This is a genomic window from Mesorhizobium sp. M0663 (assembly GCF_040320585.1).
GTDB lineage: Bacteria > Pseudomonadota > Alphaproteobacteria > Rhizobiales > Rhizobiaceae > Mesorhizobium.
The window spans coordinates 233,984-258,039 of record NZ_JAMYPX010000006.1 but is presented as its reverse complement, the minus strand read 5'-3'; the positions used below and the strand labels follow the sequence as shown (position 1 = coordinate 258,039).

The window sequence follows — 24,056 nt, the reverse complement described above, 5'->3', positions numbered from 1 at the left end:
AGGTCATTTCCGAAGACCTCGGCATCAAGCTCGAGAATGTCGGCCTCAACATGCTCGGCCGCGCCAAGAAGGTGTCGATCTCCAAGGAGAACACCACCATCGTCGACGGCGCCGGCAAGAAGGCCGAAATCCAGGGCCGCGTCGCCCAGATCAAGCAGCAGATCGAGGAGACCACCTCGGACTACGACAAGGAGAAGCTGCAGGAACGTCTCGCCAAGCTGGCGGGCGGCGTTGCCGTCATCCGCGTCGGCGGTGCGACCGAAGTGGAAGTCAAGGAAAAGAAGGACCGCGTCGATGACGCCCTCAACGCGACCCGCGCGGCCGTCGAAGAAGGCATCGTTCCCGGCGGCGGCGTCGCACTGCTGCGCGCTTCGCTGAGCATCAAGGCAACCGGCGCCAACTCCGACCAGGCCGCTGGCATCAACATCGTGCGCCGCGCGCTGCAGGCTCCGGCCCGCCAGATCGCGGCCAACGCCGGTGCGGAAGCATCGATCGTTGCCGGCAAGATCCTTGAGAACAAGGGGGCAACCTTCGGCTACAACGCCCAGACCGGCGAATATGGCGACATGATCGCCATGGGTATCGTCGATCCGGTCAAGGTTGTGCGCACGGCTCTGCAGGACGCGGCCTCGGTCGCCGGCCTGCTGGTCACCACCGAAGCCATGATCGCGGAGGCTCCGAAGAAGGAGTCGGCTGGCGGCGGCATGCCTGGCGGCATGGGCGGCGGCGGCATGGGCGGCATGGGTGGTATGGATTTCTAATCCAGCCAATCTCGCAAGCTTACGGAAAGGGCGGCAGCGATGCCGCCCTTTTTGTTTGCTTCATAGCGGGCTGCCCCGGCTCAAGCGGCGATATCAATGCACCGCGGCAGCGGCACTCTTGGCCGGCAATGCCCCCTCAATCAGCGCCGCGACCTCATCGGCTACCGCCAGCACCGGGGCGCGGTCGTGGGTGGCGCGTGCGATCACCATCAGTCCTTCAAGCGATGATTCGACCAGCAGTGCCAGCGCGTGCGCGCGTCGCTCGGGCACCCCGGCCCTGACGAACGCCGCCCTGAGCAAGCTTATCCATTGCTCGAAGGCGGACCGGCACAACTCGGCCAGTTCCGGCATGTCGATCGGCGAGTCCAACACCACGGGCGCGATCGGGCAACCGAGCGTGAACCGATTGTCTTCCAGCATGCGCGCGACCGACTGGTAGATGTGGTGGACAGCCACCGCCGGGTCCTTTTCGGCAGCGAGCGCGGCGTCCAGCCTCTGCGTCACGTCGGCGACGCTGTCGCGCGTCACCTCGATGACCAGCTGATCCTTGCCGCCCGGAAAGTGAAAGTAGAGCGAACCTCTCGGTGCGCCTGAGGCGCTCAAAATATCGTTGAGCGACGTGCCGTGGTAGCCGCGCTGCCTCAGCAGCAGCCCCGTCGTCTCGAGTATGCGGGTGCGGGTGTCGTTCGCCATGTCAACCTCTGTCAGGAGTGAGCATTATAGGCCTTGCCTCGAATATGACAATCGGTCTACATAATATGTAGATCAGTCTACATATTCGAGAGGCAAATGCGCTGTTATCGTCTTGAAGGAACCTGCGGTACCAAGTGCCTGGTGATGCGCGACGAGGCGCAGCCGACGCCGAAGCCGCACGAGATCGTCGTGCGTGCCCGCGCCACCGCGCTCAACCGCCGCGATACGATGATCCTCAACGGCACCTACCCCCTGGCGCCGCGCCAAGGCGTTATCCCGCTGAGCGACGGTGCCGGCGAAGTCGTTGCCGTCGGCGAGGCCGTCACACGCTTTGCCGTCGGCGACCGCGTCACCGGCAGTTATTTTGCGCGCTGGATCGATGGCCGCATCAATGCCGGTCTGATCGACCAGCTTGGCTGCACGCTGGACGGGATGCTGGCCGAATACGCCGTGCTCGACGAGCAATGGGCGGTGCGGCTTCCCGATCATCTCGACTGGCATCAAGCGGCGACGCTGACCTGCGCCGGCCTGACCGCCTGGAATGCCGTGACGGCGGCCGAAATGCCGAAGCCCGGCCAATGGGTTCTTGTCATCGGTTCAGGTGGCGTCGCGCTATTTGCGCTGCAATTCGCCAAGCTGCTCGGCTGCCGTGTCGTGGCAGTCAGCTCGCGCAACGAGAAGCTGGACCGGCTGCAGGCGCTGGGCGCCGACCTCGTCGTCTCGACCGCCGACATGCCGGAATGGGGTGCTGCGGTGCGCGAGCAGACCGGCGGCATCGACCTCGTCGTCGAGACCGGCGGCCCGCCGACCTTCGCGCAATCGATGATCGCCTGCGCGCTTTACGGGCGCATCGTGCTTCTCACCATACAGGATGCGAAAGGCGGGACGGTGCAGATCCCCGGCCCGGTCTACCAGCGCAGCCTCGCCACCATCAGCCGCCTGTTCGTCGGCAATCGCACCAACCTCGAAGCCATGCTGCGCGCCATCTCGGTGCATCGCCTCAGGCCTGTCATCGACAAGGTGTTCGCCTTCGACGAGGCCAAAGACGCCTACCGCTATTTCCAGCAAGGCGACGTCTTCGGGAAAGTGGTCGTCGACGGCGCCTGACTGGTCCGCCCCAAAATCTGATCGACCTCAAATCAAAGGAGAGACACAATGACCATTCGTGAAGCAGAGGCCCAATGGCAGGGATCGTTGAAGGATGGTTCGGGCCGGCTGAGGCTCGGTAGCGGCGTCTTCGAAGGTGCCTACTCGTTCCCGTCGCGTTTCGAGAACGGTGCCGGCACCAACCCAGAGGAATTGATTGCGGCGGCGCATGCCGGCTGCTTCTCGATGGCGCTGAGTGCCGTCCTCGGCCGCGAAGGTTACACTCCCGCACGCATCCACACGATCGCGAAAGCGCATCTCGGCGCCACCGCGGCTGGACCGACGCTGACCCGTATCGAGCTGGAGACCGAGGCAAGCGTCGCCGGGCTGGCGGCGGCGGAGTTCGAGCGGCTGGCGCAGACGGCCAAGGAGAGCTGCCTCGTGTCGCGGGCGCTGGCCGGCGTCGCAGTGATCACGCTCAAGGCCCGCCTCATCGAAACCGCTACCGATCACTGAAGGGAAGGAATATCCAATGACACAGGAACTCATCATCGACATCGCCGCAGCCAAACGCTCCGCCGAAACGGCCGAGATCATGCGGCGCTACAACGACGTCTTCCAGCGCCACGACCCGTCGGCGCTCGACGATCTGGTGGCGGAAGATTGCGTGATCGAGAACACCACGCCGGCCCCGGACGGCGCCCGCCGCATCGGCAAGGGCGCCTGCGTCGAACTGTGGTCGGCGATCGCGACCGGACCCGGCACGCGCTTCGACATCGAAGAAACTTTCGTCGCCGGCGACCGGGCGACGATCCGCTGGCGCTACTGGATGGCCGACGGCAGATCGCTGCGCGGCGTCAACCTGATGCGCGTGGCGGACGGGCAGATCGTCGAGACCATGGGCTACGTGAAGGGTTAGGTCCGCGATCTTCCTGTCTACCGGTCCGCCAGCGCCAGTTTGGCGCCGAGCATGACAAAGGCACCGGCGAAGGTGCGGCGCATCCAGGTCAGCACCTTTGGCCGCGACACGACATGGCTGCGGATTGACGCGGCAAAGATGCCGTAGCCGACAAAGACCACGAAGGTAAGCAGCATGAAGACGCTGCTCAGCTCCAGCATCTTCGACAGCGCATGCGGTTCGGTGGTGCTGACGAATTGCGGCAGGAAGGCAAAGAAGAAGATCGACAGCTTCGGATTGAGGATGTTGATGAGGATGCCCGAAGTGATCACTTTGCCGGCCGAGCGCGGCGCGACATTTTCGTCGACGCTCAGGCCGCCCTTCTCCTTCAGCGTGTTCCAGGCCATGTAGAGCAGGTAGGCGACGCCGAGATATTTCAGCGTTTCGAAGGCGACGGCACTGGTATGCAGCAGTGCCGCGAGGCCGGTGATGGCGGCCGCCATGTGCGGAATGATGCCGAGCGTGCAGCCGAACGCGGCAATGATGCTGGCGCGCGCACCACGCGAAAGCCCGGCGCTCAGCGTATAGAGAACGCCGGTGCCGGGCGAAGCCACGACAATCAGCGACGTCAACAGGAATTCGATGCTCACAGATGGTCTCCCGGTGCTGGCCCTGCCGCCGCCAGCGTAATCAGCGAAACGTGCGGGCACAAGCCAGCCTGAGAGCCTATCCGCATTCAGATCATGCTATTGGCGTGCAGCTTGCTATCCGCAATGGGCTGCCGAACTTCCCAGTGTTCGACGAGCTTGCTGTCCTTCAGCCTGAAAATGTCGACGATGGCCAAGCCGTCCTCTTCGGGTTCGCGTTTTGCGTGCATGTGCACGATGACGAAATCCCCTTCGGCAAAAATCCGCTTCACCTCTCCTCTCACGAGGGGAAATGACTGTTTGAGCTGCTGCAGATAGGCTTTGAAGCCGTCCGCACCATCGGCAATGTTCGGATTGTGCTGGATGTAGTGTTCGCCAAAATGCATCGAAGCAGCTTCGATGTTGCCTTGGTTTACTGCTTTGTCGATGAAGTCCAGGACGATCGTCTTGTTGGTCTCGAGCGAATTGCGACTCTCGGCTGGAACTGGATTTGATGGTTCGTCACGCATGTTTTGCTCCTTCCCGTGCCTGCTTCTGCCCGGTGTGGACAGGAGCGTCCGCACGCCGACATTGCCAATATGATCAGCCACGCTTGTGAGACGGTCGATATGCTATTCGCCTGGATTCTTATCCAATCGTCTAATATCGTCTGGTTCATTGTCGGAGGATGGTTCTCATGGACGCCTTGTCCGAACTTCTTGCTTCGCTGCGATTTGGCAGCGCCATGATCGGCAGCGCGACCCTGCATCGGCCATGGGGTATTTCAGTCGATCCGACAAGGAATGCCGCCATCCACGTCATACAGAACGGCGAATGCTGGTTGCGGCTGACTGGTCAAAAAGAGCCGATCCGCTTAGGCGAGGGAGATGTCATCCTTGTCGCGAGCGGTATCGGGCATGCCCTTTGCAATCCGGCGGATGCACCGACGGCATCGATATCCGCCGTCCTTTCCGCAAATCGGAGCGGACTGGAACCGAAAAGCGAGAGCGGCGCGACAACTCTTCTTTGTGCGAGATATTCACTCGACGGCGTCGGGCCATATCCGATGGTTTCGCTGCTTCCTCCGCTGATTCATTTGACCCGGAATCAGATCGACACCAGCGAGCCGCTGCGGCTTGCCCTGGAACTTCTGCAGGTCGAAGCGAAAGGCGATCTCGGCGGCCACGACATTGTCGCCCCACGCCTTCTCGACAGCACGTTGATCTTCTTGTTGCGCGCCTGGATCGAACATCAGCCACTCGGAACAGGGGGATGGTTTGGCGCCTTGCGCGACAAAGGCATTGCGCAGGCTTTGCGCCTGATCCACGAGCGGCCGGGCAATCCCTGGACCATCGCTTCCCTTGCCAGCGGCGCAGCACAGTCCCGGGCCACCTTCGCGCGTCGCTTCGCTCAACTGGTAGGACAGCCGCCGCTGTCCTATGTGACCCGGTGGCGGATGAACCTTGCCGCCAAGGCTCTGCGGGAAACGAACCAGAACATTGGCGAGATCGGGCGCGCCGTCGGATATGAATCGGTGCCGTCGTTCTCGCAGGCATTCAAACGATTGACCGGACGATCGCCCGGCCTCTACCGCAGCGACTTTCGCCCATCTGATTGACGAAATTCAAACTGAGACGCCAGCCCGAGGGCCGTCATTACAGCGTCGGCAGACCTTGAGCCCGACGCGCGATCAGGCAGTCGTCATCGCCCGGCATGCAGGCGCGGCAGACGTCGGGGCGGATGTCGTAGATGCCGCAGGCCGTTGACTTGCCGACCTCGCCGCACAGTGCCGAACAGCGCGCGCCGTCGCAGCGCATACCGGCTTCGTCGGCAGCCACGTATTTTTGCGGGATAAGGTCGAGCTGCGCGTCATCCTCGGTGGAGAAGCGCGGCCATCTGGACGAGTAGGCGCAGCAGGCGCCACAGGTCTGGCAATCGAAGGCAATCGGACCGGCGCCCTCTTGTGGCGACGAAAACTCCTCTGCGACCGCCAAGGCAAGCAGCCTTGGCGCAGATTTCCGGTCGGCATTTTGCTGCAAGGGCGCTATTTCTTCTTGGGCTTGCGCGGCGGTGCTTCCGCCGGCGACCTGAACAGATCGGTGCCCGCTTCGGCGGCTTCGCCGGTTTTTGGCGCGGCGGCCGGCTTGGCCGGCTTCACGGCGGCAGCAGGCGCTGCCGGCTGGCCCTTGGCGGAAAACTTGATTGCCATATCAATCCTCGTCAGAGAAACGCGATGATGGCGCATTCGGATTGCGAAGGCGGCCGATGAGCGCCGAAACGGCCGTGATATTCATTTCTTCGGGCGACCAGTTCCTGGCTTCCTCGATGTGCCGGGGCGCCAGCTCGCGATGCGTGCTGCCGCTGTAGGCGGCATCCTGAAAGGTCACGCGCTCGCGGGTCTTGGCGTTTTCCCGGACGTATTCGATCAGATAATTGGGGCATTCGGCACGACCGCGCACGCCGAGCCGAACCTGGGCATCGCCGTGGACACGCCTGCAGCGCTCGAGCTTTTCGAGCACGCGCCGGACATATTCGACCGGCTTGTCTAGTTCGCCCACGACATCGGCGATGGTCGAATCTGCGGCGATCGCCTTTTGAGGCACGCGTTTGGTGGCCATCAGCGTTTGCCTGCGCGTTTCGGCGAGGCCGCGAGCGCAACCGCCGCCGCCATGTCGTCGGCTTCCTTCTCCAGGCGCAATTCGCGCAGCCGCGCGGTCTTGGCTTCGCGGGCCTGGCTGACGGCATCCCGTTCGGAATTGATGCGGTCGAGCGACATCGACTGGGTCCGCGTCTTGCTGAAAATGGATTCGGCCTGGTCGCGGGGTTTTTTTGAAGTTGCGGTCAAGGTCTTTCTCCCGGTTCGGAGCACGCCGCCGAAAAGTGGCGAGACTGGTCTTTCGGCCAGGATCCCGCACAAAGCAATACGGCAGCCAGTTTCAAATTGCTGGAACGTCCTTAGCACGTCCGGGCCGTCGAGCAGCGCTCTTTCGGCGATCGAAGCGCAAAAATGAAAAAGGCCAGGCACCGCCTGACCTTCCATGAGAGCGCCCGCGCATCCCGAGAGACGCGCAAGGAAACGTTCTTCTCATGCGCATGAGCGGGGACTTAACATCCCCGCGATCATGCGCTGGAATTTGCCATTCACCGGTGCCAGTACATCCGTGGTCACCGGTGAGGCTTAATTCCGTTTTAGGCCGCCTTCAACTGGTCGGCGGACATCTTGCCCGACTTGTTGTCGCGGACCATCTCGTAGCCAAGCTTCTGGCCCTCGACGATGTCGCGCATTCCGGCGCGCTCGACGGCTGAGATGTGGACGAAAACGTCGGCAGAACCGTCGTCAGGCTGAATAAAACCAAAACCCTTGGTGGCGTTGAACCATTTAACTGTGCCTGTGCTCATAACGAACCCTTTCCATGGCAAATATTCGTTCGCCGTCATGCGGATGCACAACAACGTTTGTCCCGATTTTGATGGGGGAAGTTCGCCAAAGGCGCGCCTAAGCACGCGGATAACAAAAGTCGGTCAAACAAATATCGACAAAATTCTTATAGACTTCTTTGCGCGTTGTGTCAATTTTTTTGATTTTCCACACTCGCGGAGACGCGCGGCGGCGGCCCGCGCCAGCACATCGGACGGCGAAAGCCGGGCTATTGCCCGCCGAAAATACCAATCAGCCGGGAACCATTTTGGCGCCGGGGCATTCTTTCGGTGTCGAAAGCCGTTCTTGAAAGAGCGATCTTGAGAGAGGCGGACGACAAACAGGACGCCCCCGCGCAGATAAAAGGCACGAGGGGCGTTCCTGTGATGCGACCATTCGCGCCGCTGCACCCTGCCCCTCACAGCATGGCCCGGCTGAGCCCGCCATCCACCGGCAAAGCCACGCCGGTGATATAGGCGGCGTCGTCGCTGGCCAGGAATGCGGCAACCGCGCCGAATTCGGCGGGGGTCCCGTAGCGCTTTGCCGGGATTTCGGCCTGACTCTCGGCGGCGATCACAGCAGCGTCCACACCCCTGTCGGCGGCGTCCATCGCGTCGAACTGTTTCGTCCGGTCCGTCGCAAAACGGCCAGGCAGCAACAGGTTGACGGTGACGCCGTCCGCCGCCACTTCGCCGGCCAGGGTCTTGGCCCAGCCGGCAAGCGACGCGCGCAACGCATTCGAAGCGGTGAGGCCGGGGATCGGCTCGCGGACGGACGTGGAGGAAACGGCGATGATGCGTCCCCAGCGCCGCGCCCGCATGCCTGGCAGGAAAGAAATGGCGATGCGCATCTGGCTCAGCACCATGCTGGTGAACTGCTTCTCCCAGACGCTCGCATCGAAGACGCTGGCCGCGAAGGGGGGCGGGCCGCCGCCATTGAGCAGGACGATGTCGATCCGCTGATGCTCGTCCTCGATGGCACGGATCAGCCGGGAGACGCTGTCGTTATCGGAAAGATCGGCGCTGAAGGTCGAGCAGATGTGGCCGGCGGACTCGATCGCGCGCCGCGCCGCATCCAGGATCTCCTCCCCTCGTCCGACCAGGATGATCTCGGCGCCTTTCGCCGCGAGCGCTTCGGCGACGCCGAAACCCAGGCCCTTGCCTCCGCCGAGAACAAGCGCCTTCCGCCTCTCAAGATTTGCACTTATCAAGCCAAGCCTCCCCTGGTTTCGCTGCGCACTCTCGGATCAGGCCCGAGTGCATGTTTTGGGCGTGCATCAGCGGACGTGCACAATGGCGTCGGCCTCGACCGGAACATTGGCCGGCAAGCCGGCCATACCGAGCGAGCAGCGGGCATGCTCGCCACGCTCGCCGAAAACATGGAGCAGAAATTCGGATGCTCCGTTGCCGACCTCCGAATAGGCCGCAAAGCCGGCCGCCGCGTTCACATAGACGGTCAGCTTGGCGAATTTCACGACGCGGTCGAGATTGCCGTCCAGTTCCTTGTCCAGCCAATAGACGATGTTGGCCGCGCAGAGCCGGGCGGCGTTCCGCGCCGCGGCCAGATCGATCTCTGCGCCAACCTGGCCGATCGCAGCGATCTCCTGCCCGATCTCGGGGATCTGACCGGAGACATAGACGATGTCTGCGACCCGAACCGTCGGCGAGAACGGCAAAGCAGGCCGATCGAGCGACGGCCAGGCGACACCGAGCTCTTCAAATCTTCTTCTGTAGGACAAGGTGGCTGCTCCTGTTTTCGTTGGCGCGAGCGGACCTTGAATTCAGGTCGGGCTTTCGGATAGCCTGATAGTGCTGACACAGCTATCAGGAATTCTTATGACTGGAGATATCGACGTCCGGCTGCTGCGCGCCTTCGTCACCGTGGCCGATACGGGAACGGTGAGCCGGGCGGCCGATCGGCTTGCCCGCACGCAGGCGGCGGTGAGCATGCAGCTTCAGCGCCTCGAGGGCGAAGTCGGAGCCGAGCTGCTGCGCCGTTCGCCGCGCGGCGTGACGCTGACCGAGGCCGGCGAGATCCTGCTCGCCTTCGCCCGCAAGGCCATCGCGATCGGCGACGATGCCAGGCGCGAGATAGAAGGCCGCAGGCTGGTCGGCCGTGTCCGGCTCGGCATCGTCGAGGATTTGGCGGTAACGCGGCTGCCGTTGATCATCGCCGAATTCCGCCGCCGGCATCCTTCCGTGGAGATCGAGCTGACGTCGGCCAGCAGCAGCGATCTCAGCAAGTCGCTGGGCGAAGGAAGATGCGACATCGTCATGGCCGATCCGGCGCGCTTCACAAAGGCGCCGCGAGGCCATCTGTCACGACAGCTGGTCTGGGCGGCAAGCCGCATGATCGAGATCGATGACGAGGTTGAGCTTCCGCTGATCATCTTCGAAGGCGCCTGCTCCTGGCAGGACAGGATGCTGGCCTCGCTCGCCGAGGCCGGGATCGGCTGGAAGATCGGCTGCCGCGTGTCGACCTTCGCGACACTGATCTCGGCGCTGAGGGCCGGGCTTGGCATCGGGCTTCTGCTGCAGGAAGGACTGCCGCCCGACTGCCAAAGCCTCAACGGACGCTTCAACCTGCCGCCGGCGCCGATGGCGGATTTCGGCGTCTATCTTGCGAGGGACCCGTCCCGGCTGGTCGAGGAGTGTGGCGATTTCCTGCGGGCGGGTTTCGAAGTCTAACGAAACGATCCGACGTCATTCACCGCTCCTGGTCGGTCGGGCGGATGACGATCTCGTTGACGTTGACATGTGCCGGCTGGCTCACGGCGTAGAGAATGGCCGCGGCGATGTCCTCGGCGGTCAGCGCCTCCATGGCGGCGAGCCGCTGGTCGAGCCCGGCCTTCGCCGCCGGGTTGGTGACATGGTCGCCGAGTTCGGTGCGCACCAGGCCGGGCTCGATGACGGTAACGCGAACCTTATCGGCGTAGACTTCGCGGCGCAGCGATTCGGAAAAGCCGACGACGCCGAACTTGGTTGCTGCATAGCCGCTGGCCCCCGGATTGGCGACACGGCCGGCGACCGACGAGACGTTGACGATGTGACCCTTGGCGGCCCTCAGATGCGGCAGCGCCGCCTTGGTGACGCCCATCAGCGCCAGCAGGTTGAGCTCGACCATGCGGCGCCAGTCGTCGAGCACCGCCTGGGCGGCGGGCGACAGAAGCATCACCCCGGCATTGTTGACGAGGATGTCGAGGCGGCTCCATTCGGCGACAACCTTGTCGACCATGGCGCTGACATCGTCGTTGCTGGTGACGTCGGCCTCGATGCGGAGCGCCGTGCCGCCGGCCTTTTCGATACGTGCGGCCAGCGCTTCGAGACGATCAGCGCGGCGTGCGGCAATCGCCACCTTGGCCCCGGCGGCGGCCAGCGCCACAGCCGTTGCCTCGCCGATGCCCGAGGAGGCGCCGGTGACAAGCGCGACCTTGCCGGCCAGTGCGGAAGAAACAGCTGTCATTGTGAAATCTCCAAGGCCCCTGCCCGATCTTCAGATAGGCCGCGGGCCGCGAAGTGGAAGACCGGCTTTGCTTGGTTCTACTCGTCTGGGCCGGGCTCCGGCCAAGGCTCTTTCGCCGCCTCGGCATACCAGTGGCGCATCGCCGGCATCGAAAGCACGGCGTCGACATAGGCGCGGGTATCGGTTGCCAGCGTGCCACCATAGGTGTCGAAGCGGGTGACGACCGGCGCGTACATGGCGTCGGCCGCGGTGAAATGGCCAAACAGGAACGGGCCGCCTTTGCCGTGTTTTTCGCGGCATTGCCGCCACAAATCCTCGATGCGCGCCCGTTGCGCCTCACCTTCGGCGTCGAGCGGCCTGTGGCCTTTCGGCCGGCGCAAATTCATCGGCCAGCCATAGCGGACCTCGCGAAAGCCCGAATGCATCTCTGTCGCCGCCGAGCGGGCCAGCGCACGAGCGCCGATGTCGGCCGGCCACAGCTTTTTCTCGGGAAACAGCTCAGCAAGATATTCAAGGATGGCAAGGGTTTCCCAGACGATCCGGACCTCGCCAGTCGGCAGCCGATGGTTCAGCACCGGCACCTGGCCGGTCGGCGATATCCTGGCCAGATTGGCCGCGGTCTCGGGCGTGCGCAGGCGCACAAGACCTTCCTCGAACGGGATCTCCAGATGCTTCATCGCCAGCCATGGCCTCAGTGACCACGACGAAAAACACTTGTTGCCGATGAAGAGCGTGAATTCAGCCATTGTCCCTCCGGCCCTGTCTGTTCGGGCTTCTCGCGCACCCTATCCTGTCGGCTTCGCGGCCGGAAGCTATCCCAATCGACGGGCAGAACCCGGAACCTAAGCGATCCGCGACCGTTTCTCCAGGCGAACGGTTCAGGAGATGCGAGATGGTGAACAAGGATCAGGTGGCCGGCGTTGCCAAGCAAGCCAAGGGCTCGGTCAAGCAGACCGCCGGCAAGGCCACCGGCAACAGGCGCACCGAGGCCGAAGGCGACGTCGACAAGGCGACCGGCAAGATCCAGAAGGCTTACGGCGACGTGAAGGACAAGGTGAAGAAGGCGCTTTGAGGGTGGCCCTTCGCAAACCAGGAAAAGGCGGCTCGGCCGCCTTTTTTGCGTCCTCTCCTGCCCGTCAGAAAGTCAGGCTTTTGCTGTATGCATTGGTGAAGGTGACCTCGCCATGATCTCCTGCGGCTTCGCCCAGCACCACATCCATGCTGTTTCCCGTCACCCGCGCCAACGCAAAGCCGCCCATGAAGGCGGCCTTCGGCTTGAACAAATCGAGCCCGTCACGGTGGTAGATCATCGGCGTCGCGTGCTGGTGACCATGGAAGATGCCGACGACGTTGTAACCCTTCAGCACAGCCAGCAGCGCCTGCCTGTCAGCTTCGCTCCACCAGTGCGGCGGACCCTTGCCGCCTTCGTCGAAGGTCTTCTCGGCTGCGTCCCATCTTTCGATCGAAAAAGTATCCCAGCCATAATGCTGGAACAGGATGACCGGGCGGCCGTCGCCGGCATAAGTCGCCAGGTCCTGCTTCAGCCATGGCAGGCTGCTGGCGGCGCCATGGCCGGTATCGCCGGCAAAACGGTGCGTCTGGACAAGATGCAGACCGCCCCAATCCCATGAATAGCAGTCGGTCCCGACGTCGTAGTCGGTCGCCGGCGCGGGCGGCTTGAAGAACACGCCGGGGCGGTGGTTGACCTCGACGTAGTCGCGCATTTCGCGGCGGTACCAGTCGACATGCGAGCGCGGGCCGTTCTGGTCGAGGTCGTGGTTGCCGAGGCCGACATAGACCGGCATGTGCACATGGTCGGGGCCGACACCTTGCTGATAGCGCTGGCTGAACTGAAGCAGCTGCGTGCCCTCGCTGGGCTGGGTGATCTGGCCGCCGCCATCATCGGTGATGTCGCCGCCAACGACGAGGCCGAGCGGCGTGCCGATGTTGCCCGTCGAGCGCAGGGCGGTGGCAACGCCATCGATTTCAGCCGGCCATTGCCTGTCGCCGACGCCGTTGAGTGCGGCGACATTGCGCAGCAAGGCAGCGTCTGTCTTGCCCTCCTGCTCGCAATGCGGGCTCAATCCGTTTGCCATGCGGCAGGCATGGACATCGGCGATGAACAGAAAAGTGGCGTCGATCGGCGGGATGCGCTGCCCGGTCTGGCCGAAGGCCGGGCGCGAAACGGCGCCGGCCGCGGCAACGGCCGCTGCCTTCATCAGGAACCTGCGCCGGGAAACCGGCCGGGCGGAAATACGATGCATCATGCGCTAAAATTCAGCACGACGCGGACCGGCAGTCCAGTTGCTCGCAAAGTGTGTCGACACGTTCTCCCAGGTCTGGCATTGCTTTCGGCATTCAACTTGCGCGGGCAGAGGAGGACGCCATGAAAGCTACATCCATCGGCATGACAATGGCCATTCTGGCGGTGACGAGCGCAGCGCATGGCGCCGGGTGCATCGACGCCAAATCGGCCAAGGCCGGCTTCATTCTCGAAAGGCCCGGCATCCACAGCGAATTTCGTCCGGCGGCGGGCGGAATGGTGGCGGTTGCCAACAAATACCAGTCGCAATCGCCGCAGTCGCAGTACCTGTTCGGCGGGCTGATCGAAGTGTTTCGCGACAGCAGCACAGGGCAGCTGGCGATGATCCCGTTTTCCGATCTCAGGAAGGTGTTCCCGCTGAAGGCGGGGGCCAAGAGCAAGATCGCGTTTGCCCGTCTTGCACCGAACAAGCCGCCGAAGGGCACCGAGACGCTGGAGATCAACGTCAAGGGCAAGGAGACGTTCAGCCTGGGTGATTGCAAATACTCCGTGCTCGCGGTCAAGCAGACGATCAGGAGCGAGGCCGGCGAGACGCGGGACGAATTCATCGCGCTTTACGCACCCGACCTGCAGGCAGTTGTGGCCAGGCGCTATGACGAGGGCACCAGTGCCGAAAGCGTGGTCGGCTACGAGCTGATCAAGCCGCTGCCGAATTAGGAGAGCTCGGCCTCCCCGCCTCGGTCGCGATATCAGCGACTGCGGCCTCTGTCCTGCCAGCGTTAAAGCGCTCTGTGCAGTATCCTGCTACGTCGCCTCGTTCCTGTTTTGGACGACATAACTCCCTGTTCCAACGCCATCAGGCAGTCACGCAGCACGCCTGCGTCCTGTGCTGTCTTGGCCATCGACATGGCGCCGGAATAGCTGGCGACGGCGAGCGCTGCGAAGCGCTGCGGATCGGTACCTAGCTCCCGGCCCGCCTGCTGGTCGGCGCTGATCTTGTCGGCGATCGCCTGACGCCAGGTAGAAAAAATGCCGGCAAGGGCAATGCGGAAATCCGGATCGGCAAGCGACAGTTCATGCGCCAGGTTGTTGAGCGGGCAGCCGCGCACGAAACCCTGCCGCTCCAGCTCCGCCGCGACGGCCGCGAACACGGAGCGCACGCCCTCGCGCGCTGAGGGAGCCATCCGTACCGGCGCGATCCATGTCTCTTCTACGGCGGCGGCGACCCGCTCCTCGATCACTGCGAGCGCCAGCGCCTTCTTGGTTGGGAAATGGTGGTGCAGCGCGCCGCCGGTGACGCCCGCCGTCGCCATCAGGTCGCTCATGCTGGATGCATGATAGCCGCGTGCCTGAAACGCCTCCTCGGCGACATCGAGCACCTTTTTGCGCATGCCTTCGGGGTCGTTGGTGCGTTTTTGAGCCCGCGACCTTGGGCGAGCGGATATCTCTGCTGACATCTTCACACGATAGCAGATTGACAAAACAGGACAATCGGTCTGTTTTGTAAAACAGGATGACTGTCCTGTTTTGGAGCTCGCGCGATGAACCTGCCTTTGAACGCCATACCTAATCCCGATCTGCTCGCCTCGCCCGTCGTCGAACTCAGGCAATACACGCTGAAACCCGGCCGGCGCGAGACACTGATCGGCATCTTCGACAATCAGCTGATCGAGGGCCAGGAAACCGCGGGGATGACCATCATCGGCCAGTTCCGCGATCTCGACCGGCCGGATATGTTCGTCTGGCTGCGCGGCTTTGACGGTATGGAAGCGCGGAAAAACGCTCTGACCGCCTTCTATGACGGGCCGGTCTGGGCTGCCTGGCGCGACGCCGCCAACGCCACGATGATCTCATCCGACGACGTGCTGCTGCTGAAGCCGGCCTGGCCGGGCGCGAGCCTAGACCTCTCGGGATCGAAACGAGTACCCCAGGCGGACCTCGAAAAACCGTGCGCAGGCAGCGATTTGCAGGCAATTATTGTCATCAGGATTCATCATTTGCAACCGGGCCTGGAAGCCCGTTTCGCCAACGACTTCCAGACCGCGGCCCTTCCGGTGCTCGCCGCATTTGGCGCGTCGCCGCTCGCCGCCTTCGTTACCGAACATGCCGAAAACAGCTTTCCGCGGCTGCCGGTGCGGGCCAGCGAAAACGTCTTCATCAGCATCACCGGTTTCGCCAGCGCCGATGCACATGCCCGCCACGAGGCAGCCTTGGCTGCCTCCCCGGAGTGGCAAGTGTTCGAGCAGAGCGTCCAGTCACGTATGGCCAAGCCGACTGAGACTTTGCGGCTGTCGCCAACCTCACAATCGCTGCTTGGGCGGTGAGACGAGGCGAAGTTTCATACGCTGGGATAGGCAGGCGACTTGACCCGGAGTGCAGGCAGCGCTGCTCTGGGGTCATGCCGCCGGCGGAAGGCGGCAATGCGCGGGAGTGTTGGATGAGACTAGGCGGCAAACGGGCACTGGTCACCGGCGGCTCGGACGGGATCGGGCTGGCAATCGCCGAGGCGTTTTTGCGCGAAGGCGCGGACGTGCTGATCGTCGGCCGCGACGGCAAAAAACTCGACGCCGCCCGCAAGCAGCTCGGGGATAATGTCGAAGCGCTTTCGGCCGACCTGTCGGCCAGCGCCGGCATCGATGCCGTGGTCGAGCATGCCAGGCGCGGCCCACCTGTCGATATCCTCGTCAACAATGCCGGCGTGGCGTTCCTTGTGCCGTTCGAAACCGTCAGCGAGGATCAGTTCCAGCAGTCCTTCGCACTCAACGTCACGGCGGTATTCTTCCTCACCCAGCGGCTGTTGCCGCATCTCGCGCCGGGCGCGGCCTCGGTGATCAACATCTCGTCCTATTTCGCGCATAAGATGATCCCGAAGCGGCCGTCCAGCCTCTATTCGCTGTCGAAGGGCGCGCTCAATTCGCTGACCAAGTCGCTCGCCTTCGAGCTCGGGCCGCGCGGCATAAGAGTCAACGCCATCGCGCCCGGCACGGTCGACACAGCGATGCGGCGCAGGTCGATCGAAAACCTGCCTGAGACCGCGCAAGCCGAGCTCAAGGCCTATGTCGAGCGCAGCTACCCGCTCGGCCGCATCGGCCGAACCGGCGACCTTGCCGGCATCGCCGTCTATCTCGCCAGCGACGAAGCGGCATGGACCAGCGGCGGAATCTTCGCCGTGGATGGAGGATACACGGCGGGGTGAGGAGCGCGCGCTCTTCCTTCTCCCCTTGCGGGAGAAGGTGGCCGAGCGAAGCTCGGTCGGATGAGGGGTGCTGGACGGATCGCCGACGCCTCGTTTCTTCCAACACCCCTCATCCGGCTCGGCGCTACGCGCCGATCCACCTTCTCCCACAAGGGGAGAAGGAAAAGGCGCTGCTTCAACCGATTTGCATTCCCGTCACCCGCAATCTCCGCTTGAAGGCATTTGTGCAACGCGATACGCCGTTTGCAAATTGCAAACCGGAGAGACTTCGTGAGCGCGCCAGAGACCAGAACCGAAACCGACACGTTCGGTCCCATCGAGGTCGCCGCCGACCGTTACTGGGGCGCGCAGGCGCAGCGTTCGCTGGCCAATTTCAAGATCGGCTGGGAAAAGCAGCCGGCCTCGATCGTGCGGGCGCTGGGCATCGTCAAGCGGGCGGCAGCGGAGGCCAATATGGAGCTGAAGCGGCTCGATCCGGCGATCGGCAAGGCCATTATCGAGGCCTCCCAGGAGGTCATCGACGGCAAGCTCAACGAGCATTTCCCGCTGGTCGTCTGGCAGACCGGTTCGGGCACGCAGTCCAACATGAACGCCAATGAGGTGATCTCCAACCGGGCGATCCAGCTTTTGGGCGGCGTCATGGGGTCGAAGAAGCCGGTGCATCCCAACGACCACGTCAATATGAGCCAGTCGTCGAACGACACCTATCCGACTGCAATGCACATCGCCTGCGCCGAGCGCATCATCCACGACCTGCTGCCGGCGCTAAGACATTTGCATGCGGCACTCGAGGCCAAGACCAAGGCTTTCGCCCATATTGTGAAGATCGGCCGCACCCATACACAGGACGCGACGCCGCTGACGCTTGGCCAGGAATTCTCGGGCTATGCGGCTCAGGTCGCCTCGTCGATCAAGCGCATCGAGATGACCCTGCCCGGCCTGCAGGAATTGGCACAGGGCGGCACCGCGGTCGGCACCGGCCTCAACGCGCCGGTCGGCTTTGCCGAAAAGGTGGCGTCGCGCATCGCCGCAATCACCGGCATCGATTTCGTCACCGCGCCGAACAAGTTCGAGGCGCTCGCCGCCCATGATTCCATGGTCTTCTCGCACGGCGCCATCAATGCCTGCGCGGCGGCGCTGTTCAAGATCGCCAACGACATCCGCCTGCTCGGCTCCGGCCCGCGTTCGGGCCTCGGCGAATTGTCGCTGCCGGAAAACGAACCGGGCTCGTCGATCATGCCGGGCAAGGTCAATCCGACACAATGCGAGGCCATGACGCAGGTTTGCGTGCAGGTGTTCGGTAACAATGCGGCGATCAGCTTCGCCGGCAGCCAGGGCCATTTCGAACTCAACGTCTACAATCCGCTGATGGCCTATTGTTTCCTGCAATCGGTACAGCTGCTGGCCGACGCTTCCGTGTCGTTCACTGACAATTGCGTCGTCGGCATCGAGGCCCGCGAAGACAACATCAAGGCAGCGCTCGACCGTTCGCTGATGCTGGTGACGGCGCTGGCGCCGACGATCGGCTATGACAACGCCGCCAAGATCGCCAAGGCGGCGCACAAGAACGGCACAACGCTGCGCGAGGAAGCGCTGGCCACCGGGCTGGTCAGTGAAGCCGATTATGAGCGGCTGGTGCGGCCGGAGGACATGACGCATCCGGGCTAGGGTGCTGAAATGCCTGGATCTCAACACCTATGTTGATCGCGAAAACGTTACTTTGGTGAACAATCCGTAACCAATCTGACGTCTTTGGTGAACAGTCGGCCTGCGCTAACTAGACGGGTATCCCAAGTCGTTTGGCCAAACCCTTCTGGAGAGTTACGCATGTCCACCAACACGTCCACCAACACTTCGTTTGCCGGTTCCGGCACCGCCTCCGGCGCCTCGGGCACGATCCTGCTCGGCCGCATCCTGCTTTCGGTCATCTTCCTGCTTTCCGGCTTCGGCAAGCTGACGGCGATTGCCGGCACGGCCGGCTATTTCGGCAGCCTCGGCCTGCCGCTGCCGATGGTGACCGCCATTGTCGTCGGCCTGATCGAACTGCTTGGCGGCCTCGCCATCCTCGTCGGCTTCCAGACCCGGATCGTCGGCTGGGTGATGGCGATCTTCACCGTTGCCACCGCATTGGTCGCCCACACCGGCTGGGCCGATCAGATGCAGATGATCAATTTCCTGAAGAACGTCGCGATTGCCGGCGGCTTCCTCGTGCTGGCCTCCTCGGGCCCAGGCGCCTATTCGATCGACGCCAAGCGCGGCTGAAGCAGTCCAGCATTGCTTGGACAAAAGGGGTGCGGAATTTTCCGCGCCCCTTTTTCGTTGTCGGTTTGTGCCCTTCGGTCCGCTGACGGAAAACCTGCTAAGATCGGGCGCCAGGCCAAGCGGCCGTCGACAACGGAGGTGAAGATGCCCCGCAATGCGCTGCTTCTGCTTTCCCGATTGCTGCTCGCCGCACTTTTCGTTCCGTCCGGCTTCCACGCGCTTACTGACGTTGCCGGCACATCAGGCTATTTTGCCGGCCTCGGCCTGCCGCTGCCAACGCTCGTAGCCTGGGCGACGGGCCTGTTCGAGCTGATCGCCGGACTGCTCATCCTCGTCGGCCTCAAGACGCCGATCGTGGCGCTCCTGCTTGCCGCGTTCTGCATCGCGGCGGGCTTCATCGGCCACTATGGCCAGGGTGGCGACGATCCGACGCTGACCTTCATGCATTCACAGATGCTGATGAAGGACATCGCCATATCAGGCGGTTTTCTGGCGCTGGCAATGGCCGGCGCCGGCGCCTATTCGTTCGATGGCCGGGCGTTTGGGACCCGCGCCTGAGCAAGTCACCCGGTTTATTTGGTGTCCAGAAAAACAAATTTTGCGAGACGGCTTACATTGACAGGCACCGACGCTAGGGCGCTGTAGTAGCCCATCCGCCCAACGCCGATGTACAGACAAAGCTGCTGTTTTTCTACCGCTGCAGCCACCCACTCCGATCCGAAGTCGTTTGGGTCCCAAACGTAGTTTCGAAGGTTGCTGTCTATGGCGACATATACATAACCATCTGATTGAATCAGTTCTTTTCTCTTGAGATACGGCAACAGATCGACTCGACCAAAAATGGGCTTGATCGATCCGCCAATGGTCTGAGCCCTGTCGGAAAGAGCTTGGTCAATACCTCCTGAACATGGCTCGAGCCTTGAAAACAAATCGCTCTTCGACAGCGATTTCATAAATTTGAGAACGTCCGTGCTTGGCTTGAATACAAAGTAATTTATGCGCTCCCCGTTCTGGGGTGTTGTCAACATCCTATGAAAATTGAACGGCATTCTGACGCCCATCCCTTTGGGATAATGTCGATCCAGATCGAACGTCCCCTTGGCCACGACGGACAGAGTGTAAAGCGTCTGGCCACTGGCGGTGCCCGCGAAGACGACGAAGATCGCTGCAACCAACAGCTGAAGAACCTGCCTGGATCTCATGGTCTTCCCCCTTCCTAAACTGTCACGTGCGACGACGCAGGCGCCTATTTCACAGAAACGCTTGGCCCGCCCTCGACCGCCAGCACCAGCCGGCGATTGGTGACCCTTGCCAGTTGTGCCAGCCGGCCGGCGGGGCGCTCGCCGTAAAGATCGGCCAGTGCTGCCGGCAGCACCAGCGCCAGCACGCCATTGCCGCGGTTTTCCCATTTCAGTCGCGGCATGACGCCCGGCATTGCCGCGCTCAGCAAATAGACGACGCGCAGCAGCGCGGCCAGCACTCGGGCGCGCTCGAGATAGCGCTGTGTCGCCAGTCCGCGGATTTCCGGAGCGGCTTCATTGAACACGCCCTCATGGCGAAACAGGCTGACAAGCGCCAGGAAGGCACGGCCGGGATGGTCGACACCAATAAACGAGGCGTGAGCGATGATGTTGAGCGATTGCTTGCCGCGATATTCGGGATGGGCACGCCAGCCGATATCGGCGAGCAGGCAGGCGGCGTGGCGGTAGCGCGCCTCATCCCTGGTCTCGTCGATGCCGAAGGCGGCGAACGCCTTGCCGGTCCACTCGACAAGCTCATGCGCGTGGTCGACCGAGCGCGAGCGCAGGCGGGCAAGCTCTTCCGCCGCCGAGATCAGCGGATCGGCTTTCTGCTCGGCCTTGTCGAGCAGCGAATAGAGAAAGCCCTCGCGCACGCCCAGCGCCGACACGATGATCTTCGACGGCTGCATCGCCGCCATGATCTCCTGCAGCACGATGGCGCCATAGGGCAGCAGCGAGCGGCGGTTCTTGGAGATGCCCTCGATGCCTTTGATCTTATCGATCTCGGCCTTGGCGACCTGCCGGAGGAAGTTCGCGGCGCTTTCGATGCCGATCTCGTAATGGTGCATGACGCCGAGCGGGTAGTTGGTCATTTCCATGTGCAGCCGGGCGAGGTTTCGCCAGGTGCCGCCGACCGTGTAGAACGCCCTGCCCTGCCCGCCCTTCAGCAATTTCGCCCGCGCCAGTTGCTCGCGCGTGATCCTTGCCGCCTGGGCCAGCGAGTTCTTCGCCATGTCCTGCAGGCGCAAGCCGCCCAACGGCAGCGTGATGCCGTCACCGATCGTCTCACCATCGATGTCGATCAGTTCGAGGCTGCCGCCGCCAAGGTCGCCGGCAATGCCGTTGGCCGGGTGGAAACCGGAGATGACGCCGAGCGCCGAATAATGGGCTTCCTCGCAGCCGCTCAGCACCTGGATCTCGGTCTTGAGCACATCCTCGGCGCGGTGGATGAAGTCGGGGCCGTTGACGGCCTCGCGAGCGGCGGCGGTCGCCAGCACATATATGCGCTCGGCGCCGGCCTGGTCGGAGAGCGCGCGGAAGCGGCGGAACTCTTCCATCGAGCGCGTCACCGCCTCGGGATCGAGTTTTCCGGTCGAAACGATGCCGCGGCCGAGGCCGGCCAGCATCTTTTCGTTGAACAGCAAGGTCGGCGAACGCGCCAGCCCCTCATAGATGACAAGACGGATCGAGTTCGATCCGATATCGATGATGGACAGCGGTCGGCGGTCCTGAAGCCGGCCCTGGGACGCTGAAATCATCAGCCCGTCGCTGCGTTCTGTTTCTTGCGGCGTTTGAACTGCGCGATGCGCTTGGGCGCATGCGACTTCAACGCATCGCCCCGTCCGGACAGGCTCGGATTGGTCATGAAATATTCCTGCGCGTTGAACGGTTCCTCGCCCTCCTCCAGCACAACGCGCCGGGAGGTTCCGTCAGCCAATACGTCGAAACTTTGCTGGTTGTCCATGATGTTGCCGAGCATGATCTGGCCGAGCACCTGTTCGTGCACAGTTGGATTGGTGATCGGCACCATGGTCTCGACACGGCGGTCGAGATTGCGCGGCATCAAATCGGCCGAGGAGATGTAGACGATCGCCCCGTCCGATGGCAGGCCGTGGCCGTTGCCGAAGCAGTAGATGCGGCTGTGCTCAAGGAAACGGCCGACGATCGACTTCACCCTAATGTTCTCCGATAGGCCGGGCACCTGCGGTCTCAGGCAGCAGATGCCGCGCACGACGAGATCGATCTCGACGCCGGCGCGGCTGGCATCATAGAGGGCATCGATGACGATCGGATCGACCAAGGCGTTCATCTTCATCCAGATGCGGGCGGGCCTGCCCTCCAGCGCGTGGCTGATCTCGTCCGAAATGTGCTTGAGGATGCGGTCGCGCAACGTGAACGGCGATATGGCCAGCCGCATCTGCTCGGCCGGTTCGGCATAGCCGGTGATGAAGTTGAACAGCTGGGCGACATCGCGCGCGATCGTCGGGGCGGTGGTGAAGAAGGACAGGTCGGTGTAGATGCGCGCGGTGACCGGGTGGTAGTTGCCGGTGCCGAGATGCACGTAATTGCGCAGCCTGCCATCCTCGCGCCGCACGACCAGCGACATTTTCGAATGGGTCTTCAGTTCGAGGAAGCCGAAGACGACCTGGACGCCGGCTCGCTCGAGGTCGCGGGCCCAGCGGATGTTGGCTTCTTCGTCGAAACGCGCCTTGAGCTCGACCAGCGCTGTCACCGACTTGCCGGCCTCGGCGGCGTCGACCAAAGCGCGTACGATCGGGCTGTCGTTGGAGGTGCGATAGAGCGTCTGCTTGATCGCTACCACTTCTGGATCGGCCATCGCCTGACGCAGGAACTGCACCACGACGTCGAAGGATTCGTAGGGGTGGTGGACGATGATGTCCTTCTCGCGGATCGCCGCAAAACAATCGCCGCCATGCTCGCGGATGCGCTCGGGGAAGCGCGGATTGTAGGGCGTGAACTTCAGATCGTCGCGGGCGACGGCGACGATCTCCGAGATCTGGCTGAGCGCCAGCGGACCGGTGAGCACGCTGATCCGGCTTGCCGAAACGCCAAGCTCGCCGGCGACGAAGTCGCGCAGTTCGGGCGGCATCAGCCGGTCGAATTCGATCCGGATAACCGAGCCGCGGCGGCGGCGCTTCAGCGCCGTCTCGAACAGGCGCACCAGATCCTCGGACTCTTCCTCGACCTCGATATCGCTGTCGCGGATGATACGGAACGTGCCGGAACCCTTGACCTCGTAGCCCGGGAACAGCTTGCCGATATAAAGGCCGACCGCCTCCTCGAGCGGGATGAAGCGGACATGGCGCTTGCGATCCGGCAAGCGGATGAAGCGCCTCAGCGCCACCGGCAGGCGCAAAAGCGCGCTCATTTCCTCGCCGTTCTTACGGTGGCGCAATTGCAACGCCATCGAGAAACCGAGATTGGGAATGAACGGGAACGGATGCGCCGGGTCGATCGACAGCGGCGTCAGCACCGGAAATACCTGCTCCTGGAAATGGTCCTCGAGCCAGATCTTCTCGTCCTTGCTCAGCGCATCGCGGGTGATGCTCTCGATGCCTTCCTTGTCGAGCAGCAGCATCAGCGCCGAAAGGCTTTTCTGCTGGTCCTCCTGCAGGCGCTCGACCTCGCGCAGCAATTGTTCAAGCTGCTGCTCGGGCGTGCGCCCATCCGGGCTCTTCAGCACGATGCCCTCGCGCACCTGGCCGGCAAGACCCGCAACGCGGACCATGAAGAACTCATCGAGGTTGGCGGCCGATATCGACAGGAAGCGAACACGCTCGAGCAGCGGATGATTGGCGTTCAGCGACTCTTCGAGCACGCGCCGGTTGAATTGCAGCCAGGAAAACTCGCGGTTGACGAAGCGGTCGGGATTGCCGCCTTCGCGGCTCGCCGCCTCGACGGTGATGAATTCGTTCTGCACCGGCTTCAGTTCGTTCATGGTTTCCGCTCTTCCCACACCGTTCGACAACCATAGCCTTAACCGGCTTAACTTATCCTCTGACAGGCTTTTGCGACAGTTTCATTTCATCGATCTTGCAAAGAGACGGGTTATGATCCAGATGCAATCGACAAGATCAGGAGACGACGATGGCAGGCGGTTCCATTCCCCATTTCCAGAACGATGCGGGCTATCCGGCAATCGACATCGGCGTCAAGGAATTCATGTGCACCGGCGCCAATCCGCCTTTCGACCACCCGCATGTATTTCTCGACATGGGCGACGACAATGAAAAAGTCTGCCCCTATTGCTCGACGCTCTATCGCTATTCGCCGAAGCTGAAGGCGTTGGAAACGCAGCCGCCGGGCTGCCTCTATCTCGACCAGGCCGCCTGATTCTTTCGCGACAAGC

The 24,056-nt window shown here is 62.8% G+C and carries 31 protein-coding genes; 14 read left to right on the top strand and 17 right to left on the bottom strand.

The genetic code is table 11. The features are described 5' to 3' along the window. Nucleotides 1-761 (top strand): TCP-1/cpn60 chaperonin family protein (locus tag NKI54_RS15175; RefSeq protein ID WP_352691823.1); only part of this gene is annotated, 761 nt, incomplete at its 5' end. Between the two features lie 93 nt (nt 762-854). Here the strand turns inward: NKI54_RS15175 and NKI54_RS15170 are convergent. Then, on the bottom strand, nt 855-1,454 hold the full coding sequence (locus NKI54_RS15170) for a TetR/AcrR family transcriptional regulator (RefSeq protein ID WP_352691821.1): 600 nt from the start codon (nt 1,452-1,454) through the stop codon (nt 855-857). Nucleotides 1,455-1,550: 96 nt separating this feature from the next. Here NKI54_RS15170 and NKI54_RS15165 point away from each other — a divergent pair, with 96 nt between their 5' ends. The 3 genes from NKI54_RS15165 to NKI54_RS15155 are packed head-to-tail and all read left to right on the top strand — an operon-like array spanning nt 1,551 to nt 3,459. Further along, the gene (locus NKI54_RS15165; protein ID WP_352636552.1) at nt 1,551-2,561 is read left to right on the top strand and encodes a zinc-dependent alcohol dehydrogenase family protein; all 1,011 of its coding nucleotides are present in this window, start codon (nt 1,551-1,553) and stop codon (nt 2,559-2,561) included. A gap of 48 nt (nt 2,562-2,609) precedes the next feature. Continuing rightward, nucleotides 2,610-3,056: an OsmC family protein gene (locus tag NKI54_RS15160; RefSeq protein WP_352636551.1), complete on the top strand. Its 447-nt coding sequence runs from the start codon at nt 2,610-2,612 to the stop codon at nt 3,054-3,056. Between the two features lie 16 nt (nt 3,057-3,072). Beyond that, nucleotides 3,073-3,459, top strand: coding sequence for a nuclear transport factor 2 family protein (locus NKI54_RS15155; protein WP_352636549.1), 387 nt, complete (start codon nt 3,073-3,075; stop codon nt 3,457-3,459). Nucleotides 3,460-3,476: 17 nt separating this feature from the next. On the opposite strand, the gene NKI54_RS15150 is transcribed toward NKI54_RS15155, so the two are convergent. Both NKI54_RS15150 and NKI54_RS15145 read right to left on the bottom strand, forming a co-directional pair. Beyond that, nucleotides 3,477-4,088: a LysE family translocator gene (locus NKI54_RS15150; protein ID WP_352636548.1), complete on the bottom strand. Its 612-nt coding sequence runs from the start codon at nt 4,086-4,088 to the stop codon at nt 3,477-3,479. 86 nt (nt 4,089-4,174) lie between these two features. Further along, nucleotides 4,175-4,594, bottom strand: a complete 420-nt coding sequence (locus tag NKI54_RS15145) for a nuclear transport factor 2 family protein (RefSeq protein WP_352636547.1) — start codon at nt 4,592-4,594, stop codon at nt 4,175-4,177. A gap of 158 nt (nt 4,595-4,752) precedes the next feature. Here NKI54_RS15145 and NKI54_RS15140 point away from each other — a divergent pair, with 158 nt between their 5' ends. After that, a complete protein-coding gene (locus NKI54_RS15140) occupies nt 4,753-5,682 on the top strand; it encodes an AraC family transcriptional regulator (RefSeq protein ID WP_352636546.1) in 930 nt (309 codons plus the stop codon). Between the two features lie 37 nt (nt 5,683-5,719). Here NKI54_RS15140 and NKI54_RS15135 read toward each other — a convergent pair whose 3' ends face one another. From NKI54_RS15135 to NKI54_RS15105, 7 genes are all read right to left on the bottom strand, one after another. Next, nucleotides 5,720-6,058, bottom strand: coding sequence for a YkgJ family cysteine cluster protein (locus NKI54_RS15135; RefSeq protein ID WP_352468390.1), 339 nt, complete (start codon nt 6,056-6,058; stop codon nt 5,720-5,722). Nucleotides 6,059-6,108: 50 nt separating this feature from the next. Continuing rightward, a complete protein-coding gene (locus NKI54_RS15130) occupies nt 6,109-6,273 on the bottom strand; it encodes a hypothetical protein (RefSeq protein WP_023722752.1) in 165 nt (54 codons plus the stop codon). Nucleotide 6,274: 1 nt separating this feature from the next. Beyond that, a complete protein-coding gene (locus tag NKI54_RS15125; RefSeq protein ID WP_292664441.1) occupies nt 6,275-6,682 on the bottom strand; it encodes a hypothetical protein in 408 nt (135 codons plus the stop codon). Continuing rightward, nucleotides 6,682-6,909, bottom strand: a complete 228-nt coding sequence (locus tag NKI54_RS15120) for a hypothetical protein (RefSeq protein WP_023677608.1) — start codon at nt 6,907-6,909, stop codon at nt 6,682-6,684. The genes NKI54_RS15125 and NKI54_RS15120 overlap by 1 nt, the downstream gene beginning before the upstream one ends. Nucleotides 6,910-7,253: 344 nt before the next feature. Next, nucleotides 7,254-7,463, bottom strand: coding sequence for a cold-shock protein (locus NKI54_RS15115; protein WP_010915421.1), 210 nt, complete (start codon nt 7,461-7,463; stop codon nt 7,254-7,256). 437 nt (nt 7,464-7,900) lie between these two features. Next, on the bottom strand, nt 7,901-8,692 hold the full coding sequence (locus NKI54_RS15110; protein WP_352636545.1) for an SDR family oxidoreductase: 792 nt from the start codon (nt 8,690-8,692) through the stop codon (nt 7,901-7,903). 66 nt (nt 8,693-8,758) lie between these two features. After that, a complete protein-coding gene (locus tag NKI54_RS15105) occupies nt 8,759-9,220 on the bottom strand; it encodes a RidA family protein (protein WP_352636544.1) in 462 nt (153 codons plus the stop codon). Between the two features lie 97 nt (nt 9,221-9,317). Between NKI54_RS15105 and NKI54_RS15100 the strand changes: the two genes are divergently transcribed. Beyond that, nucleotides 9,318-10,169: a LysR family transcriptional regulator gene (locus NKI54_RS15100; RefSeq protein ID WP_352636543.1), complete on the top strand. Its 852-nt coding sequence runs from the start codon at nt 9,318-9,320 to the stop codon at nt 10,167-10,169. Between the two features lie 19 nt (nt 10,170-10,188). Here NKI54_RS15100 and NKI54_RS15095 read toward each other — a convergent pair whose 3' ends face one another. After that, entirely contained in the window at nt 10,189-10,944 is a 756-nt protein-coding gene (locus NKI54_RS15095) for an SDR family NAD(P)-dependent oxidoreductase (RefSeq protein WP_352636542.1), read from the bottom strand. A 77-nt stretch (nt 10,945-11,021) separates the two neighbouring features. Beyond that, nucleotides 11,022-11,690, bottom strand: coding sequence for a glutathione S-transferase family protein (locus NKI54_RS15090; protein ID WP_352468360.1), 669 nt, complete (start codon nt 11,688-11,690; stop codon nt 11,022-11,024). Nucleotides 11,691-11,836: 146 nt separating this feature from the next. On the opposite strand from NKI54_RS15090, the gene NKI54_RS15085 reads away from it, so the two are divergent. Continuing rightward, complete coding sequence (locus NKI54_RS15085) at nt 11,837-12,016, top strand: CsbD family protein (protein WP_352636540.1); 180 nt, start codon at nt 11,837-11,839, stop codon at nt 12,014-12,016. A gap of 64 nt (nt 12,017-12,080) precedes the next feature. On the opposite strand, the gene NKI54_RS15080 is transcribed toward NKI54_RS15085, so the two are convergent. After that, complete coding sequence (locus tag NKI54_RS15080; protein WP_352468361.1) at nt 12,081-13,211, bottom strand: metallophosphoesterase; 1,131 nt, start codon at nt 13,209-13,211, stop codon at nt 12,081-12,083. A 119-nt stretch (nt 13,212-13,330) separates the two neighbouring features. On the opposite strand from NKI54_RS15080, the gene NKI54_RS15075 reads away from it, so the two are divergent. Further along, complete coding sequence (locus NKI54_RS15075) at nt 13,331-13,924, top strand: hypothetical protein (RefSeq protein ID WP_352636539.1); 594 nt, start codon at nt 13,331-13,333, stop codon at nt 13,922-13,924. 62 nt (nt 13,925-13,986) lie between these two features. On the opposite strand, the gene NKI54_RS15070 is transcribed toward NKI54_RS15075, so the two are convergent. Next, on the bottom strand, nt 13,987-14,598 hold the full coding sequence (locus NKI54_RS15070; RefSeq protein WP_352636538.1) for a TetR/AcrR family transcriptional regulator: 612 nt from the start codon (nt 14,596-14,598) through the stop codon (nt 13,987-13,989). A 150-nt stretch (nt 14,599-14,748) separates the two neighbouring features. On the opposite strand from NKI54_RS15070, the gene NKI54_RS15065 reads away from it, so the two are divergent. From NKI54_RS15065 to NKI54_RS15045, 5 genes are all read left to right on the top strand, one after another. Further along, complete coding sequence (locus NKI54_RS15065) at nt 14,749-15,531, top strand: NIPSNAP family protein (RefSeq protein ID WP_023677619.1); 783 nt, start codon at nt 14,749-14,751, stop codon at nt 15,529-15,531. A 113-nt stretch (nt 15,532-15,644) separates the two neighbouring features. Beyond that, nucleotides 15,645-16,403, top strand: coding sequence for an SDR family NAD(P)-dependent oxidoreductase (locus tag NKI54_RS15060; protein ID WP_352636537.1), 759 nt, complete (start codon nt 15,645-15,647; stop codon nt 16,401-16,403). Between the two features lie 270 nt (nt 16,404-16,673). Then, the gene (gene fumC / locus NKI54_RS15055) at nt 16,674-18,071 is read left to right on the top strand and encodes a class II fumarate hydratase (protein ID WP_352636536.1); all 1,398 of its coding nucleotides are present in this window, start codon (nt 16,674-16,676) and stop codon (nt 18,069-18,071) included. Nucleotides 18,072-18,230: 159 nt separating this feature from the next. Next, nucleotides 18,231-18,665: a DoxX family protein gene (locus NKI54_RS15050; protein ID WP_352578283.1), complete on the top strand. Its 435-nt coding sequence runs from the start codon at nt 18,231-18,233 to the stop codon at nt 18,663-18,665. Between the two features lie 144 nt (nt 18,666-18,809). After that, complete coding sequence (locus NKI54_RS15045; protein ID WP_023677623.1) at nt 18,810-19,223, top strand: DoxX family protein; 414 nt, start codon at nt 18,810-18,812, stop codon at nt 19,221-19,223. A 14-nt stretch (nt 19,224-19,237) separates the two neighbouring features. Here NKI54_RS15045 and NKI54_RS15040 read toward each other — a convergent pair whose 3' ends face one another. The 3 genes from NKI54_RS15040 to NKI54_RS15030 are packed head-to-tail and all read right to left on the bottom strand — an operon-like array spanning nt 19,238 to nt 23,645. After that, entirely contained in the window at nt 19,238-19,867 is a 630-nt protein-coding gene (locus NKI54_RS15040; RefSeq protein WP_352636535.1) for a hypothetical protein, read from the bottom strand. Nucleotides 19,868-19,911: 44 nt separating this feature from the next. After that, nucleotides 19,912-21,444 (bottom strand): exopolyphosphatase, encoded by a 1,533-nt coding sequence (gene ppx / locus NKI54_RS15035; protein WP_352636534.1) that lies wholly within the window; start codon nt 21,442-21,444, stop codon nt 19,912-19,914. Beyond that, on the bottom strand, nt 21,444-23,645 hold the full coding sequence (locus NKI54_RS15030; RefSeq protein ID WP_352616756.1) for an RNA degradosome polyphosphate kinase: 2,202 nt from the start codon (nt 23,643-23,645) through the stop codon (nt 21,444-21,446). The genes ppx and NKI54_RS15030 overlap by 1 nt, the downstream gene beginning before the upstream one ends. Nucleotides 23,646-23,794: 149 nt before the next feature. On the opposite strand from NKI54_RS15030, the gene NKI54_RS15025 reads away from it, so the two are divergent. Continuing rightward, nucleotides 23,795-24,040 (top strand): zinc-finger domain-containing protein, encoded by a 246-nt coding sequence (locus NKI54_RS15025; RefSeq protein ID WP_023677627.1) that lies wholly within the window; start codon nt 23,795-23,797, stop codon nt 24,038-24,040. Nucleotides 24,041-24,056: the final 16 nt, after the last annotated feature.

What these genes read in the sequence shown, in the direction of transcription:
- NKI54_RS15080 (WP_352468361.1), bottom strand. Translation starts at nt 13,211, where the DNA reads ATGATGCATCGTATTTCCGCCCGGCCGGTTTCCCGGCGCAGGTTCCTG.
- NKI54_RS15090 (WP_352468360.1), bottom strand. Translation starts at nt 11,690, where the DNA reads ATGGCTGAATTCACGCTCTTCATCGGCAACAAGTGTTTTTCGTCGTGG.
- NKI54_RS15060 (WP_352636537.1), top strand. Translation starts at nt 15,645, where the DNA reads ATGAGACTAGGCGGCAAACGGGCACTGGTCACCGGCGGCTCGGACGGG.
- NKI54_RS15085 (WP_352636540.1), top strand. Translation starts at nt 11,837, where the DNA reads ATGGTGAACAAGGATCAGGTGGCCGGCGTTGCCAAGCAAGCCAAGGGC.
- ppx (WP_352636534.1), bottom strand. Translation starts at nt 21,444, where the DNA reads ATGATTTCAGCGTCCCAGGGCCGGCTTCAGGACCGCCGACCGCTGTCC.
- NKI54_RS15065 (WP_023677619.1), top strand. Translation starts at nt 14,749, where the DNA reads ATGAACCTGCCTTTGAACGCCATACCTAATCCCGATCTGCTCGCCTCG.
- NKI54_RS15125 (WP_292664441.1), bottom strand. Translation starts at nt 6,682, where the DNA reads ATGGCCACCAAACGCGTGCCTCAAAAGGCGATCGCCGCAGATTCGACC.
- NKI54_RS15115 (WP_010915421.1), bottom strand. Translation starts at nt 7,463, where the DNA reads ATGAGCACAGGCACAGTTAAATGGTTCAACGCCACCAAGGGTTTTGGT.
- NKI54_RS15130 (WP_023722752.1), bottom strand. Translation starts at nt 6,273, where the DNA reads ATGGCAATCAAGTTTTCCGCCAAGGGCCAGCCGGCAGCGCCTGCTGCC.
- NKI54_RS15045 (WP_023677623.1), top strand. Translation starts at nt 18,810, where the DNA reads ATGCCCCGCAATGCGCTGCTTCTGCTTTCCCGATTGCTGCTCGCCGCA.
- NKI54_RS15070 (WP_352636538.1), bottom strand. Translation starts at nt 14,598, where the DNA reads ATGCGCAAAAAGGTGCTCGATGTCGCCGAGGAGGCGTTTCAGGCACGC.
- NKI54_RS15050 (WP_352578283.1), top strand. Translation starts at nt 18,231, where the DNA reads ATGTCCACCAACACGTCCACCAACACTTCGTTTGCCGGTTCCGGCACC.
- NKI54_RS15095 (WP_352636542.1), bottom strand. Translation starts at nt 10,944, where the DNA reads ATGACAGCTGTTTCTTCCGCACTGGCCGGCAAGGTCGCGCTTGTCACC.
- NKI54_RS15040 (WP_352636535.1), bottom strand. Translation starts at nt 19,867, where the DNA reads ATGAGATCCAGGCAGGTTCTTCAGCTGTTGGTTGCAGCGATCTTCGTC.
- NKI54_RS15075 (WP_352636539.1), top strand. Translation starts at nt 13,331, where the DNA reads ATGAAAGCTACATCCATCGGCATGACAATGGCCATTCTGGCGGTGACG.
- NKI54_RS15025 (WP_023677627.1), top strand. Translation starts at nt 23,795, where the DNA reads ATGGCAGGCGGTTCCATTCCCCATTTCCAGAACGATGCGGGCTATCCG.
- NKI54_RS15155 (WP_352636549.1), top strand. Translation starts at nt 3,073, where the DNA reads ATGACACAGGAACTCATCATCGACATCGCCGCAGCCAAACGCTCCGCC.
- NKI54_RS15140 (WP_352636546.1), top strand. Translation starts at nt 4,753, where the DNA reads ATGGTTCTCATGGACGCCTTGTCCGAACTTCTTGCTTCGCTGCGATTT.
- NKI54_RS15170 (WP_352691821.1), bottom strand. Translation starts at nt 1,454, where the DNA reads ATGGCGAACGACACCCGCACCCGCATACTCGAGACGACGGGGCTGCTG.
- NKI54_RS15100 (WP_352636543.1), top strand. Translation starts at nt 9,318, where the DNA reads ATGACTGGAGATATCGACGTCCGGCTGCTGCGCGCCTTCGTCACCGTG.
- NKI54_RS15165 (WP_352636552.1), top strand. Translation starts at nt 1,551, where the DNA reads ATGCGCTGTTATCGTCTTGAAGGAACCTGCGGTACCAAGTGCCTGGTG.
- NKI54_RS15030 (WP_352616756.1), bottom strand. Translation starts at nt 23,645, where the DNA reads ATGAACGAACTGAAGCCGGTGCAGAACGAATTCATCACCGTCGAGGCG.
- NKI54_RS15145 (WP_352636547.1), bottom strand. Translation starts at nt 4,594, where the DNA reads ATGCGTGACGAACCATCAAATCCAGTTCCAGCCGAGAGTCGCAATTCG.
- NKI54_RS15160 (WP_352636551.1), top strand. Translation starts at nt 2,610, where the DNA reads ATGACCATTCGTGAAGCAGAGGCCCAATGGCAGGGATCGTTGAAGGAT.